Annotated in this window: 18 protein-coding genes; 11 read left to right on the top strand and 7 right to left on the bottom strand. The window is 67.6% G+C overall.

Translation table 11 applies throughout. The features are described 5' to 3' along the window. Positions 1-23 precede the first annotated feature (23 nt). The 5 genes from ACQPYY_RS21295 to ACQPYY_RS21315 all read left to right on the top strand — a co-directional run bounded on the left by ACQPYY_RS21295 (position 24) and on the right by ACQPYY_RS21315 (position 6886). Complete coding sequence (locus ACQPYY_RS21295; protein ID WP_433590712.1) at positions 24-830, top strand: amino acid-binding protein; 807 nt, start codon at positions 24-26, stop codon at positions 828-830. A gap of 148 nt (positions 831-978) precedes the next feature. Continuing rightward, complete coding sequence (locus ACQPYY_RS21300) at positions 979-2343, top strand: ABC1 kinase family protein (protein ID WP_433590713.1); 1365 nt, start codon at positions 979-981, stop codon at positions 2341-2343. A 31-nt stretch (positions 2344-2374) separates the two neighbouring features. Beyond that, positions 2375-3910: a flavin-containing monooxygenase gene (locus ACQPYY_RS21305; protein WP_433590714.1), complete on the top strand. Its 1536-nt coding sequence runs from the start codon at positions 2375-2377 to the stop codon at positions 3908-3910. 28 nt (positions 3911-3938) lie between these two features. Further along, positions 3939-6491, top strand: coding sequence for an SDR family NAD(P)-dependent oxidoreductase (locus ACQPYY_RS21310; protein WP_433590715.1), 2553 nt, complete (start codon positions 3939-3941; stop codon positions 6489-6491). After that, entirely contained in the window at positions 6479-6886 is a 408-nt protein-coding gene (locus ACQPYY_RS21315; RefSeq protein WP_379104477.1) for a RidA family protein, read from the top strand. The genes ACQPYY_RS21310 and ACQPYY_RS21315 overlap by 13 nt, the downstream gene beginning before the upstream one ends. A gap of 12 nt (positions 6887-6898) precedes the next feature. Here the strand turns inward: ACQPYY_RS21315 and ACQPYY_RS21320 are convergent, their stop codons facing one another. Then, on the bottom strand, positions 6899-7441 hold the full coding sequence (locus ACQPYY_RS21320; RefSeq protein ID WP_433590716.1) for a lysophospholipid acyltransferase family protein: 543 nt from the start codon (positions 7439-7441) through the stop codon (positions 6899-6901). Positions 7442-7755: 314 nt separating this feature from the next. Between ACQPYY_RS21320 and ACQPYY_RS21325 the strand changes: the two genes are divergently transcribed. From ACQPYY_RS21325 to ACQPYY_RS21335, 3 genes are all read left to right on the top strand, one after another. Then, positions 7756-8031: a hypothetical protein gene (locus ACQPYY_RS21325; RefSeq protein ID WP_433590717.1), complete on the top strand. Its 276-nt coding sequence runs from the start codon at positions 7756-7758 to the stop codon at positions 8029-8031. Between the two features lie 116 nt (positions 8032-8147). Further along, positions 8148-9560, top strand: coding sequence for a DUF1254 domain-containing protein (locus ACQPYY_RS21330; RefSeq protein ID WP_433590718.1), 1413 nt, complete (start codon positions 8148-8150; stop codon positions 9558-9560). 178 nt (positions 9561-9738) lie between these two features. Next, positions 9739-11466: an N-acyl-D-amino-acid deacylase family protein gene (locus ACQPYY_RS21335; RefSeq protein ID WP_433590719.1), complete on the top strand. Its 1728-nt coding sequence runs from the start codon at positions 9739-9741 to the stop codon at positions 11464-11466. A 4-nt stretch (positions 11467-11470) separates the two neighbouring features. Here the strand turns inward: ACQPYY_RS21335 and ACQPYY_RS21340 are convergent, their stop codons facing one another. Then, positions 11471-12595, bottom strand: a complete 1125-nt coding sequence (locus ACQPYY_RS21340; RefSeq protein ID WP_433590720.1) for an AraC family transcriptional regulator — start codon at positions 12593-12595, stop codon at positions 11471-11473. 132 nt (positions 12596-12727) lie between these two features. Between ACQPYY_RS21340 and ACQPYY_RS21345 the strand changes: the two genes are divergently transcribed. From ACQPYY_RS21345 to ACQPYY_RS21355, 3 genes are all read left to right on the top strand, one after another. After that, a complete protein-coding gene (locus ACQPYY_RS21345; RefSeq protein WP_433590721.1) occupies positions 12728-12865 on the top strand; it encodes a hypothetical protein in 138 nt (45 codons plus the stop codon). A 10-nt stretch (positions 12866-12875) separates the two neighbouring features. Next, entirely contained in the window at positions 12876-13691 is an 816-nt protein-coding gene (locus tag ACQPYY_RS21350; protein WP_433590722.1) for an SDR family oxidoreductase, read from the top strand. A 90-nt stretch (positions 13692-13781) separates the two neighbouring features. After that, positions 13782-14956 (top strand): IS3 family transposase gene (locus tag ACQPYY_RS21355; protein WP_433590723.1). Its coding sequence is split into 2 segments (ribosomal slippage): positions 13782-14046 and positions 14046-14956, totalling 1176 coding nucleotides; the frame shifts between segments, so codons are not numbered across the junction. Between the two features lie 363 nt (positions 14957-15319). Here the strand turns inward: ACQPYY_RS21355 and ACQPYY_RS21360 are convergent. The 5 genes from ACQPYY_RS21360 to ACQPYY_RS21380 form a co-directional block, all read right to left on the bottom strand. After that, positions 15320-16753 carry a DUF222 domain-containing protein gene (locus ACQPYY_RS21360; protein WP_433590724.1) on the bottom strand — a complete coding sequence of 478 codons (1434 nt, stop codon included), beginning with the start codon at positions 16751-16753 and terminating at the stop codon, positions 15320-15322. Between the two features lie 115 nt (positions 16754-16868). Then, the gene (locus ACQPYY_RS21365) at positions 16869-18032 is read right to left on the bottom strand and encodes an acyl-CoA dehydrogenase family protein (protein WP_433590725.1); all 1164 of its coding nucleotides are present in this window, start codon (positions 18030-18032) and stop codon (positions 16869-16871) included. A gap of 126 nt (positions 18033-18158) precedes the next feature. Then, positions 18159-19334 (bottom strand): elongation factor Tu, encoded by a 1176-nt coding sequence (gene tuf, locus ACQPYY_RS21370; protein ID WP_433590726.1) that lies wholly within the window; start codon positions 19332-19334, stop codon positions 18159-18161. 243 nt (positions 19335-19577) lie between these two features. Continuing rightward, complete coding sequence (locus ACQPYY_RS21375) at positions 19578-21122, bottom strand: MFS transporter (RefSeq protein WP_433590727.1); 1545 nt, start codon at positions 21120-21122, stop codon at positions 19578-19580. Between the two features lie 213 nt (positions 21123-21335). Continuing rightward, positions 21336-21488 (bottom strand): hypothetical protein, encoded by a 153-nt coding sequence (locus ACQPYY_RS21380; protein ID WP_433590728.1) that lies wholly within the window; start codon positions 21486-21488, stop codon positions 21336-21338. Between the last annotated feature and the right edge of the window lie 99 nt (positions 21489-21587).

Here is a 21587-nt window from a genome sequence, read left to right on the forward strand (position 1 = left end):
CTGCGTCACGCACTGTGGTGAACATGAGGCAAACCGAGATACATGCACTGGCATGCGAGGTCTGTGGTCGTCTGCCCCATCCCACGCGCACCCGGCTGGCCCTGGCCAAGCTCGCCGCGGTCTTTCCCGTCGAACTGGCCCTGCACGCCCTGGTCATCCATCTCGAGCTGCCGTATCTGGCGACGGTGGCGATCCTGGCGGTGACCGCGACCATCCTGGTCATCTGGGTGGTCGAGCCGGGAGCGATGCGGTACCTGAGCCGCTGGCTGCACGCCCCGGAACTGCGGCACCGGCACCGCCTCGACAGCGCCGAGCGACTCTGGCGCATCCGCGTGCGCCTGGACAACAAGCCCGGCCGATTGGAACTGCTGGCCAAGCAGCTGGCGGACCGGCGGGCCAATATCCTCGCCATGCACGTGCACCATCTCGAGAACGGCGTACTCGACGAACTGGTGGTCTCCACCCCCGCGGAGGTGCTGCCGCAGCGCCTGACCCACGCGGTCGCCAAGGCTGGTGGCGTGGCGATCGGCATCTGGCCCGCGTCGGCGCTGACCCTGGTCGACGGCCAGACCCGGGCACTGGGCCTGGCCGGACGGGTGGCCGCCGATCCGGGTGAGCTGCCGCTGGCGATCGCGGAACTGCTGGGCGCGCAATACCTTCCGGATCCCGATCCGGCCCGTGTGCCCGGCGGCACGCTGCTCGAAGTCGAAGCCGAATCCGACCGTGCGGCCATGACCTTCCTGCGCACCGGTGAGCCGTTCACGCCCGCCGAGGTGGCCCGCGCACACCGGCTCATCGACCTCGCGGTGGTCGCCACCCGCCAGCCGTAACCGCCCCGACCTGCGGATTCCCGTCGTGCAATCCAGCTTTCGGCCACTCGGACCGAGCCGCCCCGATTTTCATACCGCGCAGTTTCACTTCATGGCAGACTCCCTCGTGCGCGTTCGCTCGAAACGCGCTCGAGGGGTTGGTTGATCGATGAGTGTTCGACGGGCAGGGATCGATATCGGCGGGAATCCGCCCGCCCGCAAGGCGGTTCGCACGGCCAAACTGGCGGCGGTCCCGCTGTCCTTCGCCGGACGGCAGGTGGCCGGGGCGAGCCGGCGCGCGCTGGGCCACCCCGCCGGCGAGATCGATCGTGAGATCCAGCTCCGCACCGCCGAGCACATGGCCGACGTACTCGGCGAATTGAAGGGCTGCGCCGCCAAATTGGGGCAGATCCTGAGCGTCTACGAGCTGGCGCTCCCTGCCGAGCTGGCCGAGCCGTACCGAATCGCGCTCGGCCGCCTCCAGGATGCCGCGCCCGCCATGCTGCCGCGCACGGTGCACCTGGTGCTGGCGGAATCGTTCGGTCCGGATTGGCGCGACAATTTCCGCGAGTTCGACGATCGACGGTCGGCCTCGGCCAGTATCGGGCAGGTGCATCGCGCGGTCTGGCACGACGGCCGTCCGGTGGCGGTGAAGGTGATGTATCCGGGCGCGCGGGCCGCGGTCGACAGCGATCTGCGGCAGTTGCGCGGATTGGCGTGGCTGACGTCGGTGTTCGCCCCGCATGTCGACGGCCGCGCGGTGGTCGACGAGCTCGCCGAATGTCTGCGCGCGGAAATGGATTTCGAGGCCGAGGCCCGGAACCAGCAGCGCTTCGCGGACGCCTACGCCGGCGATCCCGATTTCGCGGTGCCGCAGGTCGTGGCCCAGCGCGGGGATGTGATCGTCTCGGAGTGGCTGGACGGGATTCCGCTGTCGCGCTTGATCACCACCGGCTCGCGGGCCGAGCGGGATCGGGTGGGTATGCAGGCGGTCCGGTTCTTCTGGTCGTCCGCGCCGAAGTCGGGCCTGCTCTACGGCGACCCGCATCCGGGCAATTTCCGGGCGCTGCCCGATGGCCGTCTGGGCGTGGTGGATTTCGGGGCGTGCCCGGTGTGGCCGCCCGCGCAGTTCCCGGCGCTGGTGCACGATCTGGCCGACGCGCTCATTCACGGCGGCCCGGCGGACCTGGACGCCGTGACCCAGCGGCACGGTCTCACCGACGCGCAGCGCGGCCTGGACAGCGCGGCGCTGGCCGCGAAGCTGCTGCCGTTCACCGAACTGCTGCGCCACGAGACGTTCCGAGTCGATACCGACTGGTTGCGCGGCCGCACCCGGGATGCCCTGAGCCCCAAGCTCGACAATGCCTACCGGCAGCTCGGCGTCCCCGCCTATCTGATGCCGTTCCAGCGCGCGCTGATCACCCTGCTCGGGCTGGTCGCCCAGCTGGGCACCACGGGTCCGATGCGCGCGGAGATCCTGCGCTGGTCACCGGAATTGAGCGCGGTGATGGATCGCTGCGCACCCACCCCTTGATCACTGTCCCAGACAGATCTACCCTGGAGTGATGGGCGCAGAGCGGCTTTCGGCTCCCGACCACGAGGTCGTGGTGATCGGTGCGGGCCCGGGCGGAATCGCCGCCGGGGTCGAGCTGAAGCGGGCGGGGGTGCGCGACTTCGTGATCCTGGAGCGCGCCGACGAGGTCGGCGGCAGCTGGCACGAAAACCATTATCCCGGACTGGAAGTCGACATCCCGTCACTGGCGTATCAGTACTCGTTCGCGCGAAATCCGGACTGGAGCAGGCTGTTCGCCTCGGGCGCGGAGGTGAAGCGGTATCACCGCGAGGTGGCCCGCCGCTTCGGGCTGTACCCGCATCTGCGGTTCGGGACCGAGGTGACCGCCGAGGAGTGGGACGAGGACCGGCACCGCTGGTCCCTGCGGCTCGCCGACGGCAGCGCGCTGTTCGCGCGGTTCGTCATCAGCGCGGTGGGCGCGTTCATCAGTCCCAAGGTGGATCCCGGGATTCCGGGACTCTCCGACTACCGCGGCCGGATCCAGCGCCCCGCGGACTGGGATGACGGCTACGACCTGGCCGGGCAGCAGGTCGCGATCATCGGCACCGGCGCGAGTTCGGTCCAGATCACCCCCGCCATCGCGGGCGAGGTGGGCAGCCTCGCGGTCTTCCAGCGCACTCCGGTCTGGTGCCTGCCCAAACCGAATCCGCGGATCCCGCCTGCCGTCCGGCTGGCGCTGCGCGTCCCGGGGGTGCAGGCGGGCGTGCACGGTGCGGCGCTGGTGGCGGTCGACGCCGCACTGCGGACCATGTCCAGCACGCCTCTACCGGTGGTCCGCCCGGCGTTGCGCGCGATCGACGCCACCGCCATCCGCGGCTATCGCGGCCTGCTGCGACTCATGGTGCGGGATCCGGAGATCCGCGAACGCCTGGCCCCGGACTACGGCCCGATCGCCAAGCGCCCGACCCTCAACACCGGCTACCTGCTGGCCTTCAACCGCGACAATGTCGACCTGGTGACCACCCCGATCGAGCGGTTCACCGCGCACGGCCTGCGCACCACCGACGGCGTCGAGCGCGAGTTCGACATGATCGTGCTGGCCACCGGCTATCACGTCTTCTCCGATCCGGAGACCTACACGCCCGGTCTGGTGGTGGGCCGCGACGGCCTGGATCTGGGCAAGTACTTCACCGAGAACGGCCTGCAGGCCTACGAGAGCGTAGCGCTGCCCGGCCTGCCCAATCGGTGGACCCTGGTCGGCCCGTATTCGTGGACCGGCAGCGGCTGGCACGCCTTCGTGGAGATGACCGCGGCCCACGCGGTGCGCGCCATCTCCGAGGCGCGGCGGCGCGGCGCGACCTGTGTGGCGGTGCGCCAGGACGCGCACGACGCCTATCACCGCCGCGTTTACCGCCACGGCGCGGCCATGCGCTACTACCTGGCCGAACTGAACGCGCACGTGCCGACCTACTACCGCAATTCGCAGGGCGATTCGACGTACATCCGGCCCACCGGGTTCTTCTCGGCGCGCCGGGCGCATCACCGATTCCCGTTCTCGGACTACGACTTCGACCGTCTGCCCGCCTGACCGTTCCCGCTCTCGAGGATCCGTGCCCATGATCGAACTGCCGAAATCGGTCCGGATCGCGCTCGGCGCGGCCGGCTACGGCATCAGCGACCGCCGTCTCGCGCCGGCCGTCACCGGTTCCGTGATCCTGGTGACCGGGGCCTCCTCGGGCGTCGGGCGGGCCACCGCGCTGCGGCTGGCCGCCAATGGGGCGACCGTGCTCGCGGTGGCCCGCCGGGCGGCCCGGCTCGAGGAACTGTGCACGGAGACGGCGGATTTCCCGGGGCGGGTGTACGCCTATCCGGCCGACCTGTCCGACACCGATGCCTGCGCCGCGCTGATCGAGCGGGTGCTCGCCGATCACGGGCGCGTGGACGTCTTCGTCAACAACGCGGGCAAGTCGATTCGCCGCTGGCTCTCCGATTCCCTGGACCGCTGGGACAATATCGACGACACCGCGCGCATCAACTTCCTCGGCCCCGCGCGGCTGGTCATGAGCCTGCTGCCGTCCATGCGGGCCCGGCGGCAGGGCCACATCGTGAACATCAGCACCGCCGGAGTGCACGGGCCCGGCGTGGGCTGGACCGCCTATATCGCCTCGAAGTCGGCGTTCAATTCCTGGATGCGCGGCGCCGCACCGGAATTGCGGGCCGATGGCATCGACGTCACGACGGTGCACCTGCAATTGGTGCGCTCGGAGATGCTGGGCCCCTTCCGGATCTACCGTTACGCCCCGAGCATGTCGACCGAGGAGGCGGCGAGCCTGGTGTGCCGGGCGATCGTGGACCGCCCCTTGGCGATTCGCCCGTGGTGGGAGCGGGTGAGCGCACCCCTGTCATACGCGCTCGACAGTTCCCCGGCGGCGCAACGCATGCTGACGCTGTACGCGAAGGCCGGGAACTGGAACAACCGTCCGGTGGATTGGGCCGGTCCACTCGGCCGCCTGGAACGCACGGTCAATCTGCTCGACGATGCGGTCACGCTGGCCGGGCGGATTCCGGCCAGCGGTGTGCTCGAGCAACTGCCGCCCTCCCGGATTCCCCAGCTGGCCATGGCATTACGCGACGGCGTCGGGCTGGCCACGGCGCTGTCGCTGTTCGCGGCGCGGTTCCCGGACCGGCCCGCCATGATCGACGACGACGGCCCGATCAGCGCGGCCGAGCTGGACCGGCAGGTGCGGGCGCTGGCGGCGGCGCTACGAGCGCGCTGGCGAATCGGGCATGGGCAGCGAGTCGGGGTGTTGTGCCGCAACCATCGCGGATTCGTGCTGGCGGCGTACGCGGCCGCGCGGCTCTCGGCGGATCTGGTGCCGTTGAACTACGGTTTCGCCGGGCCGCAGATCGGTGAGGTACTCGATCGCGAACGCGTCGAATTGCTGCTCTACGACGGCGAATTCCACGACGAGATCGAGAAGGCCGGGTACAACGGGCGGCGCGTGGTGGTCCGTGGCGCAGCCGGTGGCCTGCCGACGGTGTCCGAATTGGTCGCGGCGGGCGGGCCGCCGGTGCGCGAGCCCGCGTCCGGGGGCGCGTTGATCCTGCTCACGGGCGGGACCACCGGGGTGCCCAAAGGCGCGCCGCGCACCTTCGGCGGAGGCACAGCCGGATCTCCGAGTCCACGCCTGCTGCTGGCGGTCGGCGATCTCGCCCGGGTCGCGCCGATCCCGCGTCTGGGCCGGCCCATGGTGATCGCGCCGCCGCTGCATCACACCTACGGGTTCCTGGCCACCGCCGGTGCGTTCCTGCTCGGTTCGACCGTGGTCGTGCACGAGCGTTTCGATGCCGCGACCCTGCTCGCCGATATCGAGCGGCATCGCGCGCAGATCGTGTGCGTGGTGCCGACCATGCTCGGCCGGGTGATGGCGCTGCCGCCCGAGGTGCGGCGCGGCCACGATCTGTCGAGCCTGCGCATGATGGTGTGCGGGGCCGCTCCCCTACCGCCGTGGCTGGCCACCGCGTTCCAGGACGAGTTCGGCGAGGTGCTGTTCAACGGCTACGCCTCCACCGAGACCGGTGTCGGAACTTTCGCCACGCCCGCCGATCTGCGGGCCGCGCCCGGCACCGTGGGCCGCCCGCTCGCCGGGATCGTGGACATCCGCATCGTCGACGGCGACGGCCGCGAACTGCCCGCCGGCGTCACCGGCCGGATCGTCAACAAGAACCCGAGCATGTTCCACGGTTACAGCGACGGCCGGACCAAGGAGATGGTCGGAAAGCACATGGACTCCGGCGATCTCGGCCATTTCGATGCCGAGGGCAGGCTGTTCGTGGACGGCCGTTCCGACGACATGATCGTCTCCGGCGGTGAGAACGTCTTCCCGCAGGAGGTCGAGGAGGCGCTGCTGGCTCACCCGGCGGTGGCCGACGCGGGTGCGGTCGGGGTCCCCGACGACGATTTCGGGCAGCGGCTCGTCGCGGCGGTCGTGCTGGAGCCCGGGGCGCGGGTGAACGCCCGCACCTTGCAGCGGCACATCAAGACGACGCTGGCCGGGTACAAGGTGCCGCGCGACATCGTCTTCGTCCCGGAACTGCCGCGCACCACGGCGGGCAAGTTACGGCGGCAACAACTTCCGGCGATCATCGATGCACAATGGGGCGCATGACGCAGCGACAGAATGTTTCCTCCGGCGCGCACTGGGAGCCGATCGTCGGTTATTCGCGCGCGGTCCGGGTCGGCCCGTGGATATCGGTCGCCGGGACCACCGCGGTCGATTCGGACGGCGGCGCGGTGGGCGGCGACGATATCGCCGAGCAGACTCGTGAAGCCTTGCGCCGAATTGTGGCCGCGCTGGCGGAAGTCGGCGCGACACCCGAGAATGTCGTGCGCACCCGCATTTTCGTCACCGATATCTCCCGCTGGGAAGAGGTCGGCAAGGCGCACGGTGAAGTCTTCGCGGCGATCCGCCCGGCGGCGACAATGGTCGAGGTGAGCAGCCTGATCGACCCCGCGCTGCTGGTCGAAATCGAGGCCGACGCGATCGTGCCGGAAACGGTTTGAGCGCATCGGTTTTCAGCCGCGCATACCCTCGATCTCGTGTCGCAGAACGTCCAGGAGTTTCTCCGGGTTGTCGAATTCCGTAGGGTCGATGGGCGTTCCGAAGTGGATGGTAACTGGATGGTGGCGGTTGAATCGGCGGCGGGTGCCGCCCCGGCGCATGGGTAGCACGCCGTCGGTGCCGGTGGTGGCGACCGGGATGATCGGGACACCGGTCGCCATGGCCAGCGTCGCGACGCCCGGTTTGTACGTTTCGCGCTCGCCGGCCGGGACCAGGCGGCCCTCCGGATAGATGATGAGCACGCCGCCGAACCGCAGCACCTGCGCCGCGCGGCTCACCGCGGTGCGCCCGGAGTCGGGGTCGCGCCGGACCACCGGAATATGACCCAGTAACCGGACCAGCCGTCCGACGACCGGCCAGGTCCACAGCTCGGCCATGGCGATGGCCACCGCGCGCCGCCGCAGCGCACCCCACAGGAAGACCGCGTCGAGCAGGGAGATGTGGTTGCTCGCGATGATCACCGGACCGGTCACGGGCACCCGATCGCGGTTGAGCACGGTGACTTGGACGAAGCGGGACTAGGCCAGGGCGCGCAGCGTCCGGCGGACCAATTGCGTTGTGAGCCAAGCCCGTTTGCCCAGTCCGCGGGGTCGTCGCGCATCGGGGTTCATGGCCCTCCCGGATCAATGGTTGTGACAACGGTTTTCATCCTCGTTCGGTGACCGATCGGAGAACACCGCAGAACTACTCAGCCGCAACCGCGTATTTCGAGAAATAGCCTATGGCTATCAAGACCTTTTGGGCGTAGCCTGGTGGTTGCTGTACTCACGGCAATATCACACCGAAACTTCTGCGGAGGTCGTGTGCTGCCATGGTCGGAAACTGGTGGCGTAACACCGTTTTGCTACAACTGCGTCGATCCCCGGCAAGCGCGGCGGTGCTGTTCGTCGTGGCCGATGACGGGACCCCGGTCATCACATTCCCGAGACTCAATTGGGCATGGGTGGCGATCGCTTCCGCGACAGTCCTGTTCTTCGGGATCACTGTCGCAATGTTGGTGAGCCTCGCCTATTTCGACGAGCCCACCAGCACCGTGCCGGAGGCTCCGGCATCCTGTGAACCGTTCTGCGGCGCATCGACACCCTAGAGTGGTTGCCGCGCCACGCCCACAAATATTCGACTCCCCGGTCATTCCGATCGGTAGCGTCTCCACATGCCGGAGTCGGCTCCGGCGAAATGGAGTCATGACATGTGGGAGAGCGAATGAGGTTCTGGAAGGTCTCAGCCGTTTGTCTCGTCGCGGCGGTCACCGCGGTGGCCGCCGGTTGCGGAACCAAGTCTGACGATAAAGCAACCGGTTCGGACGAGGTGCGCGCGATAGCCAAGGAGGCCTATACCTACGGCTTTCCGATGGTCGACATGTACCGCATCGAGAATTCGTATGTGGTGGACAAGAACAGCAGCCAGTACATGGGCGACTGGAACCAGCTGCACAGCATCGCCCGGGTTTTCACCCCGGCGGACACAGCGGTCCAAACGCCCAATTCGGACACACCATACTCGTTCCTGGTCGCTGACCTGCGGACCGAGCCGCTGGTACTGACCGTGCCCCCGATCGAGGAGAAGCGCTACTACTCGGTCCAGTTCATCGACAACTACACCTATGTCTATGACCTGCTCGGAAGCCGGACCACCGGGAACGGCGGCGGCACTTACCTGCTCGCCGGTCCCGGCTGGAAGGGCGACAAGCCCGCCGGGGTGGACAAGGTCATCACCTCGGCGACCGACTTCTCGATGGTGTTGTACCGGACCCAGTTGTTCGATCCGGCCGATCTCGACAACGTCAAGAAGATCCAGTCCGAGTACCAGGTGAAGCCGCTGTCGTCGTTCGAGAACAAGGCGGTGCCGGCCGCCGCGCCGACGGTCGACTTCATCAAGCCACTGACACCGGAGGAGGAGCAGACCTCCCTCGACTTCTTCAAGGTCCTCAACTTCACGCTGAAGTACGCGCCGGTCCAGCCGAACGAGAAGGAGCTGCGCGAGCGGTTCGCGAAGATCGGCATCGGCCCGGACGGCGATTTCGATCCCGCGAAGCTGAGCGACGATGACCGCAAGGCGTTCCAGGACGGTATGGCCGACGCCTGGTCGGACCTGCACAACTTCCAGAAGAACGAGCTGGAGACCGGCAAGGTGAACTCCGGTCAGCTGTTCGGGTCCGCCGAGCAGCTGAAGGGGAACTACCTGTACCGCTTCGCCGGTGCGGTCATGGGCATCCTGGGTCTGCCGGGCGCGGAGGCCATGTACTTCCCGCTCACCAACGACACCACGGGCGCGAAGCTGAACGGCGCCAACAACTACACCCTCACCTTCCCCGACGGGAAGCTCCCGCCGGTGAAGGCGTTCTGGTCGGTGACCATGTACAAGCTGCCGGAGATCCTGCTGGTGGAGAATCCGATCAATCGCTACCTGATCAATTCGCCGATGCTGCCGAACCTGGTGCGCAACCCGGACGGCGGGATCACGCTCTACCTCCAGCAGACGTCGCCCGGCGCGGACAAGGAGGCCAACTGGCTCCCCACTCCTCCCGGTGATTTCGAGATGATCCTGCGGACCTACTGGCCCGAGCAGGCCATCTCCGATGGCAGCTGGACCCCGCCGAAGGTGACCAAGGCCTAGGCCTGGTCGTTCGACGGAGGGAAAGAGTGCCGACGGTGGCTGGGCGAGGACTCGATCTCGAGCCTCGCCCGGCCACCGTCGTTCCTGTCACAGTGACCGTCCACAGGCGGATACTGCATTTATAACGTGTACGAACCACCCGCCACGCGGCGGGACCGATCCACGGGGGTGAACTGCGATGACACGGTTCGATCTGGTGATTCGCGGGGGCACGGTGTACGACGGGACGGGTGTGCCCGGGGTGCGGGCCGATGTCGGGGTGACCGACGGCAAGGTGACCGTCATCGAGGGCGGCGGGCTGCCCGATGTGGAGCGGACGGTCGACGCCACCGGCAAATGGGTGATGCCCGGCATGCTGGACGTGCACACCCACTACGACGCCGAGGTGCTGGGCAGTCCCGGCCTGGGCGAATCGGTGCGGCACGGTGTCACCACGGTGGTGCTCGGCAACTGCTCGCTGTCGACGGTGTACTCCGAGGCCGAGGACTGCGCCGACCTGTTCGCGCGCGTCGAGGCGCTGCCGTGGGACGCGGTGCACTCGGCGGTCAAGGAGCACAAGGACTGGGACGACCCGCGGTCGTACCGGAAGTCGCTCGCCGACCGGCCGCTCGGCGCGAATGTCGCCGCCTTCCTGGGACATTCGGACATGCGCGTGACGGTCATGGGCCTGGGCCGGTCCGTGGACGCGCAGGCCCGCCCGACATCCGCTGAGCTGCAACGCATGTGCGCCATGCTGGAGGCGGCGCTGGACGCCGGATTCCTGGGGCTGTCGACGATCCGCAGCTCGTTCTCGAAGCTGGAGGGCGTGCGGTTCCCGACCCGGCAGCTGCCGTCCACCTACGCGACGTGGCGGGAGTACCGGGCGCTGAACGCTGTGCTGCGGCGACGCGGCCGGGTGCATCAGAGCACCCCGAACCTGACCACCCGCGCCGAGCTGGTCAAGTACTTCGCGCAGAGCGCGGGCCGGTTCCGCGCGCCGCTCAAGACGACCCTCATCGCGGGCATGGACGTCAAGGCCGATCGCACCACCGCACGGGCCGCCATGGCGTCGGCGTGGATCGCGAATACCGTTGGCGGAGCCCGCTTCCGGTGGCAGCATCTGCCGGTGCCGTTCGAGGTGTACGCCGACGGCGTGGATCTGGTGGTGTTCGAGGAGTTCGGCTCCGGCAGCGCGGCGCTGAATATCCGGGACGCCATGAAGCGCGGCGAGCTCCTCGCCGACGAGGACTACCGCCGACAGTTCCGCAAGGACCTGGCCAAGAAGTACGGGCCGCGGGTCTGGAATCGCGACCTCTACGACGCGGTGATCGTCGCCTGCCCGGAGGCGGACGTGGTCGGGAAGTCGTTCGGCGCGGTCGCCGACGAACGCGGTATCGATCCGGCCGACGCCATGCTGGATCTGACGGTGGAGCACGGTCCGGCATTGCGGTGGCGCACCGTCATCGCCAATGACCGTGAGGAGGTGCTCGACCGCTTGCAGCGCTCACCCATGATGCAGGTCGGGTTCGCCGATTCCGGTGCGCACCTCCGAAATATGGCGTTCTACAACTTCGGGGTGCGGATGCTGGAGCGGGCGCATCAGCGGGGGTTCCTGCCGATCGAGACCGCGATCCACCGGCTCACGGGCGAACTCGCCGATTGGTACAGCCTGGACGCCGGGCGCCTGCGGGCCGGCGGGCGCGCCGATATCGCGGTCGTCGATCCGGCGGGGTTCGACGGCACGTCCAGCGCGTACGCCGAGGCGCCGTTCCCCGGGATCGCGGGGTTGCAGCGCATGGTCAATCGCAATGATCGGGCGGTCGCGGCCACCGTGGTCGGCGGCCGCGTCGTCTACGAATACGGTGAATTCGCACCGGGATTCGGCACCACCCTGCACGCGGGCAGCTTCCTGACCGCGCAAGGGTGAGACCCTAGACGAGTTCCGGGGTACGCCCGCGGGCGCGGTACTCCTGCGGTGGGCAGCCCTGCCAGCGCCGGAAGGCACGGATGAAGGACGCCGCCTCGGCGTAGCCCAGGCGGGCCGCCACCTGTTCGGTGGTCATGTCGGTGCGGTCCAGCAGTTCCTCCGAGAGGGCTTGGCGCACCTCGTCGAGCAGGGCGCGGAACGAGGTGCCCTCCTCGTTGAGCCGCCGCGACAGGGTGCGCGGGCTGACGAACAGCCCGGCCGCCACGGCCGACTGATCGGGGATCACACCCGGATCGCGGATGAGGACGCCGCGCACGACGGCCGCGAAACCGGAGCGGACATAGCGGCGCGCCAGCAGTTCCTGGCACATCTGCTCGCAGGTGCTGCGGGCCTGTTCGGTCGGTTGGGGCAGGACGACGTCCAGAAACGAGGAGTCGAAGGCGAGTTCGTCGACGCTGGTGCCGAAGAGCGGCTCGACGCCGAAAACCGACCGGTAGCGGCTGGTATCGGGCGGTGCGGCGTGGCGGAAACTGACGCGGCGCACCGGCACGTTCACCGAGTACAGCTCCCGGCCGAGCATCTGGATTCCGGCCAGGACCCGCTCGGCGACGAAGCCGCGCACGTCCTCCGGAACGTCCCGGTCGTCGAACCGCAGCCGGCCTTCGCCGTCCACTTCCTCGAAGGTCACCTGCCCGAACGCGAAGACCAGCTCGGCGTATCCCGGCGCCACCACGATCGCGTCCCGCATGGTCCGGCTGGCCAACAGCGCCAGACCCCAGGGCCCCGACGGCGACATGTGATACCGCGTTCCCGCCTCCACGCCCAGTCCCGGTTCCCGGCCGAACCGGGCGAGGAGATTCCGCACCACCGCAAGTTCTTGCCGCGCCGTTACTTCCGTGGTCTGTTCGGCCACCGATTCAGGCGCCAGACCTGCTCCGGCGAGGCACTCCCCCGCCGGCATCCCTCTCTCATTGGCGAGCCCGGTCAGAATGTGCACGCCGGACGTGTGCCTGGCTAGATCCCAGTCGAGCATGTGCGCTTTGTCCTCTTCGACTACTCCCGACCCAAATGTCTGTTCCCCATTGGGTTGGCGCAACATATCAACGAGAGACCGCCCGGTGTGGCGCATCCGACATATTCGATCGTGCAGCGGTGATGCGCGCGACGCGCGGAACACGATTCGTCACGTAACAGCCGATGCGCCGGTGCGATTCACCCACAACCGGTTCGGACGACGACCAGCAATCGAGGTCTGCCCACCATGATTTCCACCGTGATCCTGCTACTTCCCATGCTCGCGGCCCCCGCGTTCGGCATCGGCATCTGGCTCGGCGTCCGCTCGGTTACCGGCGAATTCGCCTCCGAACGCCGCCAAGCACGCTGCCGACGCACCCGCTAACGTGCACGGTATGAGCAGCTCACCGACCCGCACCGTGGTCGTCACCGGCGCGTCCTCCGGCATCGGCAAGGCCACCGCCGCGGCCTTCGCGGCCCGCGGACACAAGGTGATCGGCACCAGCCGCAATCCCGAGGCGCTCGCCGAGGCCGACCGCGCGCCCGGCGTCGAGTACCGCGCGCTGGACATCACCGACCTGGAGTCGATCGAACGGTTCACGGCCGAGCTCGGGGCGATCGATGTGCTGATCAACAATGCCGGGGAGAGCCAGGCCGGGCCGCTGTCGGACCTGCCGCGCGAGGCTATCGAAAGACTTTTCCAGCTCAATGTTTTCGGGGCCGTGGCGTTGACCCAAGCTGTCTTGCCTGGCATGCGTGAGCGTGGGTACGGGCGGATCGTCATGGTCGGATCCATGCTCGGGAGCTTCCCGATGCCCTACCGGTCGTCCTATGTGGCAACCAAGGCTGCCCTGCGCGGGTTCGCGACCGCGGCGCGGTTCGAGGAGTCTCCGTTCGGTGTGTGGATCACTACCATCGAGCCCGGCCAGATCGATACGGGGCTGAGTGAGCGCCGGGCCAAGTACATCGCCGATGGGTCGCCGCATGCGGCCGACTTCACGAAATTCATGGCCCGTCTCGATGCTCAGATGAGCAAGGGCATTTCGCCGGTGCATGTTGCGGAAACCATTGTGGCGGCGGCCAACTCCGATCGGCCGAAGCCGCTTTATGCGGTGGGCAGCAATGCGCCGTTGATGTTCGCTGTTCGACGGGTACTGCCGCGAGGCGTCATGGAGCGTGTGATTGCCGCGGCCCAAGGACTCAAACGATAGAGAAGCAAAAGACAAAGAGAACAAGTGAGGTGCCTGATGTTCTTCGGACAGTGTCCCAATCTAGGATTGGGTGACTGAACGGAGTGGCTTGTGGCGCAGAGGAAATCGCGGAAGTTCAGCCCGGAGTTCCGGGAGTCGGCTGCTCGGGAGGTGCTGGACAAGGGGCGGTCGTTCGGCGATGTGGCGCGTGATTGCGGGGTGACCGAGCAGACGATCCGGAATTGGGTTCACGCCTTCCGGGTCGAGAGCGGTGAGACCGGGTCGGATTTGTCGACCGATGAGCGGTCGCGGTTGCGGGTGTTGGAGGAGGAGAACCGGAAACTGCGGGAGGAGAACGAGTTTCTGGGAAAATCAGTGGCCTTCTTCGCGAAGAAGTACCTGTAGCGGCGAAATATGCGTTCGTCGCTTCCGAAGAAGGCCATCACGCGATCGCTGACATGTGCCGGTGGGCCGGGGTGTCGCGGTCGGGCTATTACGCCTGGCGTCACCGGGCGCCCTCGGCCACCGACCGCCACCGGGAGAGGTTGAAGGTCGAGGTCCGGTCGTGTTTCACCCATTCCGACGGCACCTACGGGTATCGACGTGTCCACGCCGCGCTGGCCCGCCGGAAGGTATCGGCAGACCCGGATACGATCCGGAAAATCATGCGTGAACTGGGGTTGGTTGCCTGTCAGCCGCGCCCGTTCCGGCCCCCACCACCGTTTGCCGCCGACCAGCTCGGCCACCCGGATCTGGTTCGCCGTGATTTCACCGCCACCGCGCCGGCCCGCAAACTGGTCGGCGACATCACCTACATCCGCACCCGCCAGGGCTGGCTTTATCTGGCCACCGTCCTGGATTGCTATTCCAGGAAAGTAGTCGGCTACGCCATGGCCGACCACATGCAGACCGAACTCGTTGTCGAAGCCCTGAACATGGCGGCACGAAATCTCCCGATCCGAGCCGGGGACACCATCTTCCACAGCGACCGCGGCACCCAATACCTGTCCACCGAATTCCGTCGAGCCGTTCGGAAACTCGGCCTCCGACATTCCGTGGGACGCACCGGAACCTGTTTCGACAATGCCTGGGCCGAGTCGTTCAACGCCACCCTGAAAAACGAACGCGTCCACCGCACCCACTATCGGACCCGCGAACACGCCCGCCGTGACATCACCGCCTATATCGAGTTACGGTACAACCAGATTCGACTCCACTCCGCGATTGACTACCGCACGCCGAACGAAGTAGAGTCCGCCTGGTTCGCACGGAACAAAACAGCCTGAGAAATCAAACCCTCACTGTCCGAGAACATTCCAGCCCTTCACAAGAGACAAAAGACGCCTGGAGAAGGAAGAGGGTGGCCGAGCTTGCGAGGCCCCCCACCTACCAGCCCCACTCACAGCTCGGCCGCGCGTCCTCCCGAGGAAAACGAAGGGATGGGGTTGGGCTTTTCTGTAGAAGGTGATCCGTGCGGTCCGTGGGCTGGGATGGGTGGGTAACGGCTCCCGGCTCGGCGTCAGCCCCGGTGCGGTAGAGCAGGCGAGGCGACCACGCTCCCGATTGGCTTCGCGCACGCCTGCGGAACATGAGCAGCGGTGGTGGACGCAGCCCGAAGGGCCCCACCTTTGGTGAGTCTCGGACCTGCATCAGGGGCGTGACCACCATGTGACCGGTGGGCGGGTTCGGTCGCGCAAGCGTTCGAGGGAAGCGGCCATCAGCTCGCCCGCGTGATGGCGGTCGTTGACCTGCGGGGTTCGACTCGGGTCGATATGCGCTGGTGGTATCCAACCGGTGCGGCCCGCGTATTCGGAATCCTTGGGCATGGCAACGGTTTTCCAGCCACCCGGTCCGTCGTGGATGAGCGCGTGGCAGGCATCGCAGGCCAGCGTCAGGTTTTCGATGTCGGTCTTGCCGCCCTTGTTCCATTCGGTGACGTGGTGCACCTGGGTCAAGGTGGCAGGAGCGTTGCAGCCGGGGCGGGTGCAACCTCGTTCGGTGGCGATCAAGGCCATGCGCTGTGCGGCATTGGCGAGGCGCTTCGTGCGGCCCAGGTGCAGGGGTCGTCCGGCGTGGTCGAAGATCGCCAGGAACGGCTCGGACTGCTGCGCGAGCTGCAGGGCTTCTTCCAGCGGAACGGTCCCGCCCGAGGCAGTGGTGGCAACACCGGCGGCGGCCTCGACTTCCGCGAGCGACATGGTGATGATCGTGGAGACAGGCAGGCCCCGGTGCCGGCCGGTGTTCTCCGGTCCCATTTCGGGGCGCAGGAACGCCAACAGCGCGTCATGGTTGCGCTGGGCAGCCGTACGCGGATCACGCCGCGCGGCACGCTCCAACCCCGCGAGGGCTTCGTCGTCGAGCCCTTCTGTGGTCCACGGGCTTTCAACGTCATCGCCATTGCACATGCCCGGCCGTGCCAGGCTGGCGAAGATCGGGTCGAGCACGGCGCGCAGCGCGGGCGTCACCTGCGCGGTGATCACCGACATCCCGTCCACACCCTGCTTACCGAGCGTCACACCACGGCGACGCTGCCGATCGACCTCACGGGTGAAGCGCCCATCGGGGTCGAGGTAACCGAGGATCCGGTCACCGATCTTGGGCAGGTCATCCGGCGTGGACCGTGCGGCGAAGCCCGCCAACTCGAATTCAGCGAGATCCCGGTCCTCGACGGCAATTTCGGCGGGAATGCGGTCCATTATTTGTGCGATCCGCCGCGCCGAATCCGCCGACACCATGCCCATCTGCTGGTAGGCGGCGGTCCACGGCAGGCGCGGCTCGAGCACCTCACCACCGGTCTGGCGCATCCCGAGCTGTTCCGCGGCACGCACCCGCGCGCGAGCTTCGGAGTGCCCGAGGCGCAGGGTCTGTTCGAGGTACTTCGAAACCCTTTTCACCCCGGCCTTTTCAGGCAGGTTCCGAGTCTCGATCTCCCGAACCAGCTTGTGCTCGAATGCGGCCATCCGGCGGCGCGTGGTCTCCCAATCCCGCATCAGTTCCACGAGATCCTCATCCGACATCGGACCCAGGGAATCATTGAGCAGGACGTCCACAGCATCGAATACCACACCGGTGGCATCGCCCACCGTGATGTCCTCGCTGAGAATCGGCCCACCCAATTTCATGCCACTATTCTATCAATTCCACCTCCAGTCGTAATCCGAATGAGTATGTATAACAAGGCATTTCAGATTCAAGCCCCTACAATGACGACCGTCCGGTAAGTCGCAAATCCCTGCCGATAATCTCCCGCATGATTTCAGAAGTCCCCCCGTACACCCGAGTGATCCGCGCGTCCGCAGCCATCCGCGCGATCGGGTATTCACGCATGTACCCGTAACCTCCGAACAACTGCTGACACCGGTCGATGCACCGGAACTCCATCTCCGACGCCCACAGTTTGGCCTTGGCGGCGTCCGCAGGAGTCAACCGTCCCGCGTTCAATTCCAGCACGCACTTGTCGATGAACGCTTCCGCGACCGACACCTCGGTAGCCACGTCGGCGAGCGTGAACTTGGTGTTCTGGAATGCCCCGATCGGCTGACCGAAAGCCTCACGCTCCCCGACGTATTCGATGGTCGTCCGCAGGGCGACCCGGGCCCGGGCCAAACAGGCGACGGCGATCTGCATCCGTTCCTGGGGGAGGTTCCGCATCAGGTAGGTGAATCCGCGCCCCACCTCCCCGAGCACGTTCTCCTTGGGCACCCGGACATCGATGAAGTCGAGTTCGGCAGTGTCCTGTGAGTGCAGACCGAGCTTGTCCAGGTTGCGGCCGCGCTCGAAGCCCTCCATGCCGCGCTCGAGCACCATCACGGTCACCCCGGCGTGGCGTTCGGCGGAGGTCCGGACCGCGGTGATCACCAGATCCGCGTTGATGCCGTTGGTGATGAACGTCTTCGCCCCGTTCACCACGAAGTGATCGCCCACATCGACTGCCGCCGTGCGGATTCCGGCGACATCCGATCCCGCGCCCGGTTCGGTCATCCCGATGGCCGCGATCCGGGTCCCCGCCACGAATCCCGGCAGCCACCGCTCCCGCTGTTCCTCGGTCGTCAGATCCACCAGGTACGGCGTGCAGATGTCGTTGTGCAGCGCGAAGTTCAGGCCGACTCCCGCGCAGTCGGCTTCCATGAATTCCTCGATGAGGATCTGGTTGAATCGGAAGTCCGCGACTCCCAGCCCGCCGTAGCCCTGCGGCACCGCGAATCCGAGCAGCCCCAGGTCTCCGGCCCGCGCGAATACCGATCGCGGCACGATCCCGGCCTCTTCCCATCCCAGGTAGTGCGGCGCGACCTCCTTGCGCACGAATCCCCTCGCCAGCTCGGCGAATGCCAGATGATCGTCACCGTAGTGCCCTCGTTCCATGGACCCATGGTTGTGGACGGGCGTGGCGCGGGACCAGAGAATCCCGGCCAATCCCGGGTGTCTCGACATCGAGTGATCGTGGTCGAGGACGGATTCGATCCGCCCTCGACCACTCGCGCGCGACGCCTACCCGTCGACCGTGAGCACCGTGCCCGCGGCGACCGTCAGGTTGCCTTCGCGCACAGCGAATCCCAGTCCCGGTTCCAGCGGAACCGCGCGGTCCAAGGCCACCGCCAGTTCGACGGTGTCGCCCGGCATGGCGCGCCCCTCCGGCAGCGTCACCTGCCCGGAGACGTCGCCCGTGCGGACGAAGAACTGCGGGCGGTAACCGCTGGCGATGGGCGTGCGCCGACCGCCCTGCGCGGCGGTCAGCAGCCGGACGCGTGCGGTGAACCCGGTGTGCACGGCGATGCTGCCCACCGCCGCGACCACCTGGCCGCGCGCCACCTGACCACGCTGCACACCACGCAGCAGCAGCGCCACATTGTCGCCGGCCTCGGCCGATTCCATGGTGCGGCCGAAGGTTTCGACGCCGGTGACCACGGCCTCGATCGCGCCGCCGTAGCCGAGCACCGCGACCTTGTCGCCCATCCGGACCACACCGCGCTCCACCGCCCCCGTCACCACGGTGCCGCGGCCGGTGATGGTGAGCACGTTCTCCACGGGCATGAGGAACGGCGCGTCGAGGTAGCGCTCCGGCATGGGCACGTACTCGTCGACGGCGTCGAGCAGCCGAACCAGCTGGTCGGACCAGTGCTGGTCGCCCTCCAGCGCCCGCAGCCCGGACACCGGCACGACGGGTACGCCGTCGCCGTCGTAGCCGTTGGCGGACAACAGCTCTCGCACCTCCAACTCGATCAGCTCCAGCAGTTCACCGTCGGCGACGTCGGACTTGTTGAGCGCGACCACGATGTGCTCGACGCCCACCTGCCGCGCCAGCAGCACATGCTCGGCGGTCTGCGGCATCACGCCGTCGTCCGCCGACACCACCAGGATGGCCCCGTCGAGCTGGGCCGCGCCGGTGATCATGTTCTTCACGAAGTCGGCGTGCCCCGGCATGTCCACGTGCGCGTAATGCCTTGTCGCCGTCTCGTATTCGACGTGGGCGATATTGATGGTGATGCCGCGCTCGATCTCCTCCGGCGCCCGGTCGATGCGGTCGAAGGGGACAAAAGCGGTGCCGCCGCGCTCGGCCAGCACCTTGGTGATGGCGGCGGTCAGCGTGGTCTTGCCGTGGTCGACGTGACCCATGGTGCCGATGTTCAGGTGCGGCTTGGTGCGGACATAGGCCTGCTTGGCCATGATGAATTCTCCATCCGGGATGTTCGAGGGGGACCTCAGCAGCGAGCCGACCTTCCCCGTCTGAGGTCCCGGGACGTCCCGGAGAAGGTCAGCGTCGTGCGCCGTCGAATGCGGATGCGGATGCCACCAGAGCAAGCGCGGGGAGGTGGAGCGCAGCCATCGCACCCGCGACTGCGGGGTATGCGGCGATGGACTGCGGGAACATGCGAGATATGCTGCCCGGCCGAAGCCGTCTCGCGCCAGTTATTTTCGCGCCGGACCGAATCGGCTCACGGCGACGAAACCCGCGGCGGCCAGGATCATGATGGCCGAAACCAGCAGCGCCACATCGAGTCCGTGATGGAAGGCGACCGTCGCCGTCTGCAGGACCTCGTTCACATGCGGGGCATATTTCAGAGCTGTGGCCAGGTCGACGCCGGCCGGGATACGCCCGCGTTCGACAGCGTCGATCGCGATCGGTTGCAGGTTGTCCGGCAGTCCCAACTCGGTCATGCGAGTGCGCAGGTCGGCGGTGAGGAACCCGTTGACCAGCGACCCGAGCACCGCGACCCCGACGGCTGCCCCCACCTGCCGCATGGTGTTGGTGGCCGCGGCCGCCATCCCCGAGTGCTCGGCGGGCACCCCGGTCAGGACAGCTGACGTCAACGGCACCACCGCGATTCCGAACCCGAGCCCCGCCACCGCCAGCGTGATCGCGAGCGGCGTGAATTCGACCGTGCCGTCCAGCGAATGCCGGGTCAGCAGAATCCCGCCCGCCCCCAGCACGCACCCCACGATCATCGGCATCCGCGCCCCGCTGCGCGCCACCCAGAACCCCGCCGCCAGCGACCCCGCCACGATGGCGACCGCCATCGGCGCGAACACCGCCGCCGTGCGCCCGGCCGAATAGTGGATCATCACCTGCAGGTACAGCGCGGTGAAGAAGAAGATCGAGAAGACCCCGAAGTAGACCGCGAACGCGACCACCAGCGCACTGCGCACCGGCGGCAGCCGCAGATACCGGAAATCGAAGACCGGGTTGCGGACTCGCGTCTCGACGATCAGGAACGCCACGAACGCGACCGCCCCCACCGCGAACAACGCGATCACCGACGGCGCGTCATACCCCCGGCTCTCCCCGGTGATCGCCGCGAAGATCACCGCGCTCAGGAAGATCGCACCGAGCAGTGACCCGAGCCAATCCATCTGCCCCGGTTGCGGATCCGCGCTCTCGGGCACGTACCGCAGCGCCGCCGCCAGCACGACGACACCGATGATCAGGTTGAACCAGAAGATCGACCGCCACCCCCACGCACCGACGAGCGCCCCGCCGAGGACCGGCCCCGCGGCCAGTGCCAGCCCGGACACCGCCGCCCACACCCCCAGCGCCTTCGCGCGGGTTCGGGCGTCCGGGAACACCTGCCGCAGCACCGACAACGTGCCGGGCTCGGAGGCGGCGGCTCCCAGGCCCATGACCGCGCGCCCGAGAATCAGCGCCGGCACGCTCGCCGCCAGCGCCGAAATCACCGATCCCGCACAGAAGATCACCAGTCCGATCACCATCACCCGTTTGCGACCCCACCGGTCGCCGAGTGATCCGGCGGCGAGCATCAGGCTCGCGAACACCAGCGTGTAGGCGTTGACGACCCATTGCAGCAGCTGGACATCGGTGCTCAGATCCGAGCGGATGTCGGCCAGCGCGACGCTGACGACGGTCGTGTCGAGGAAGGTCACGAACAGGACCGCGGTGACCGTGGCCAACGCGATTCCGGGCCGCGCCGCACCGCGCGACGTGTCACCGATTGCCACCTCCCCAGGTTACGGGGCGCCGATAGCAGCCGTCCGGTTTCGATCGGCGTGGCGGACGGCCGTGCGATATCGGTTCGGCGACAGTCGATCAGCTCGACAGGGTCGCCGGCGTACCCGGCTTCAACACGCCCTTCCGCTCCGACCACGGAACGGTGAGGTCGATGGCGCCCGCCGGGGCCCGTTGGCCATCCGGTCGGAGACGGCCGCGAAGTGCTAGCGGCCGCGCTGCTGGTCGACCATCGGGTCGGTGGTCACCGCGGGCGTGCCGACGCCGCCGGGACCGGTGGGCGTGTGCCCCGCCTCGCAGGCGGCCATGCCCAATGACAGGGCGCATAAGGCGATGACGGCGGCGGACTTCAACCGCATGGGATGCCTCCAGGGATTCGGGGGCGTCCGGTTCGTCGCCCACGATCAGAGTCGCTCCGGCGGCTTGGAACCGGCCAATGACCCACCAATCGGCCCGGT

The sequence above is a fragment of the Nocardia sp. CA-145437 genome, from assembly GCF_050956485.1.
Classification (GTDB): domain Bacteria; phylum Actinomycetota; class Actinomycetes; order Mycobacteriales; family Mycobacteriaceae; genus Nocardia.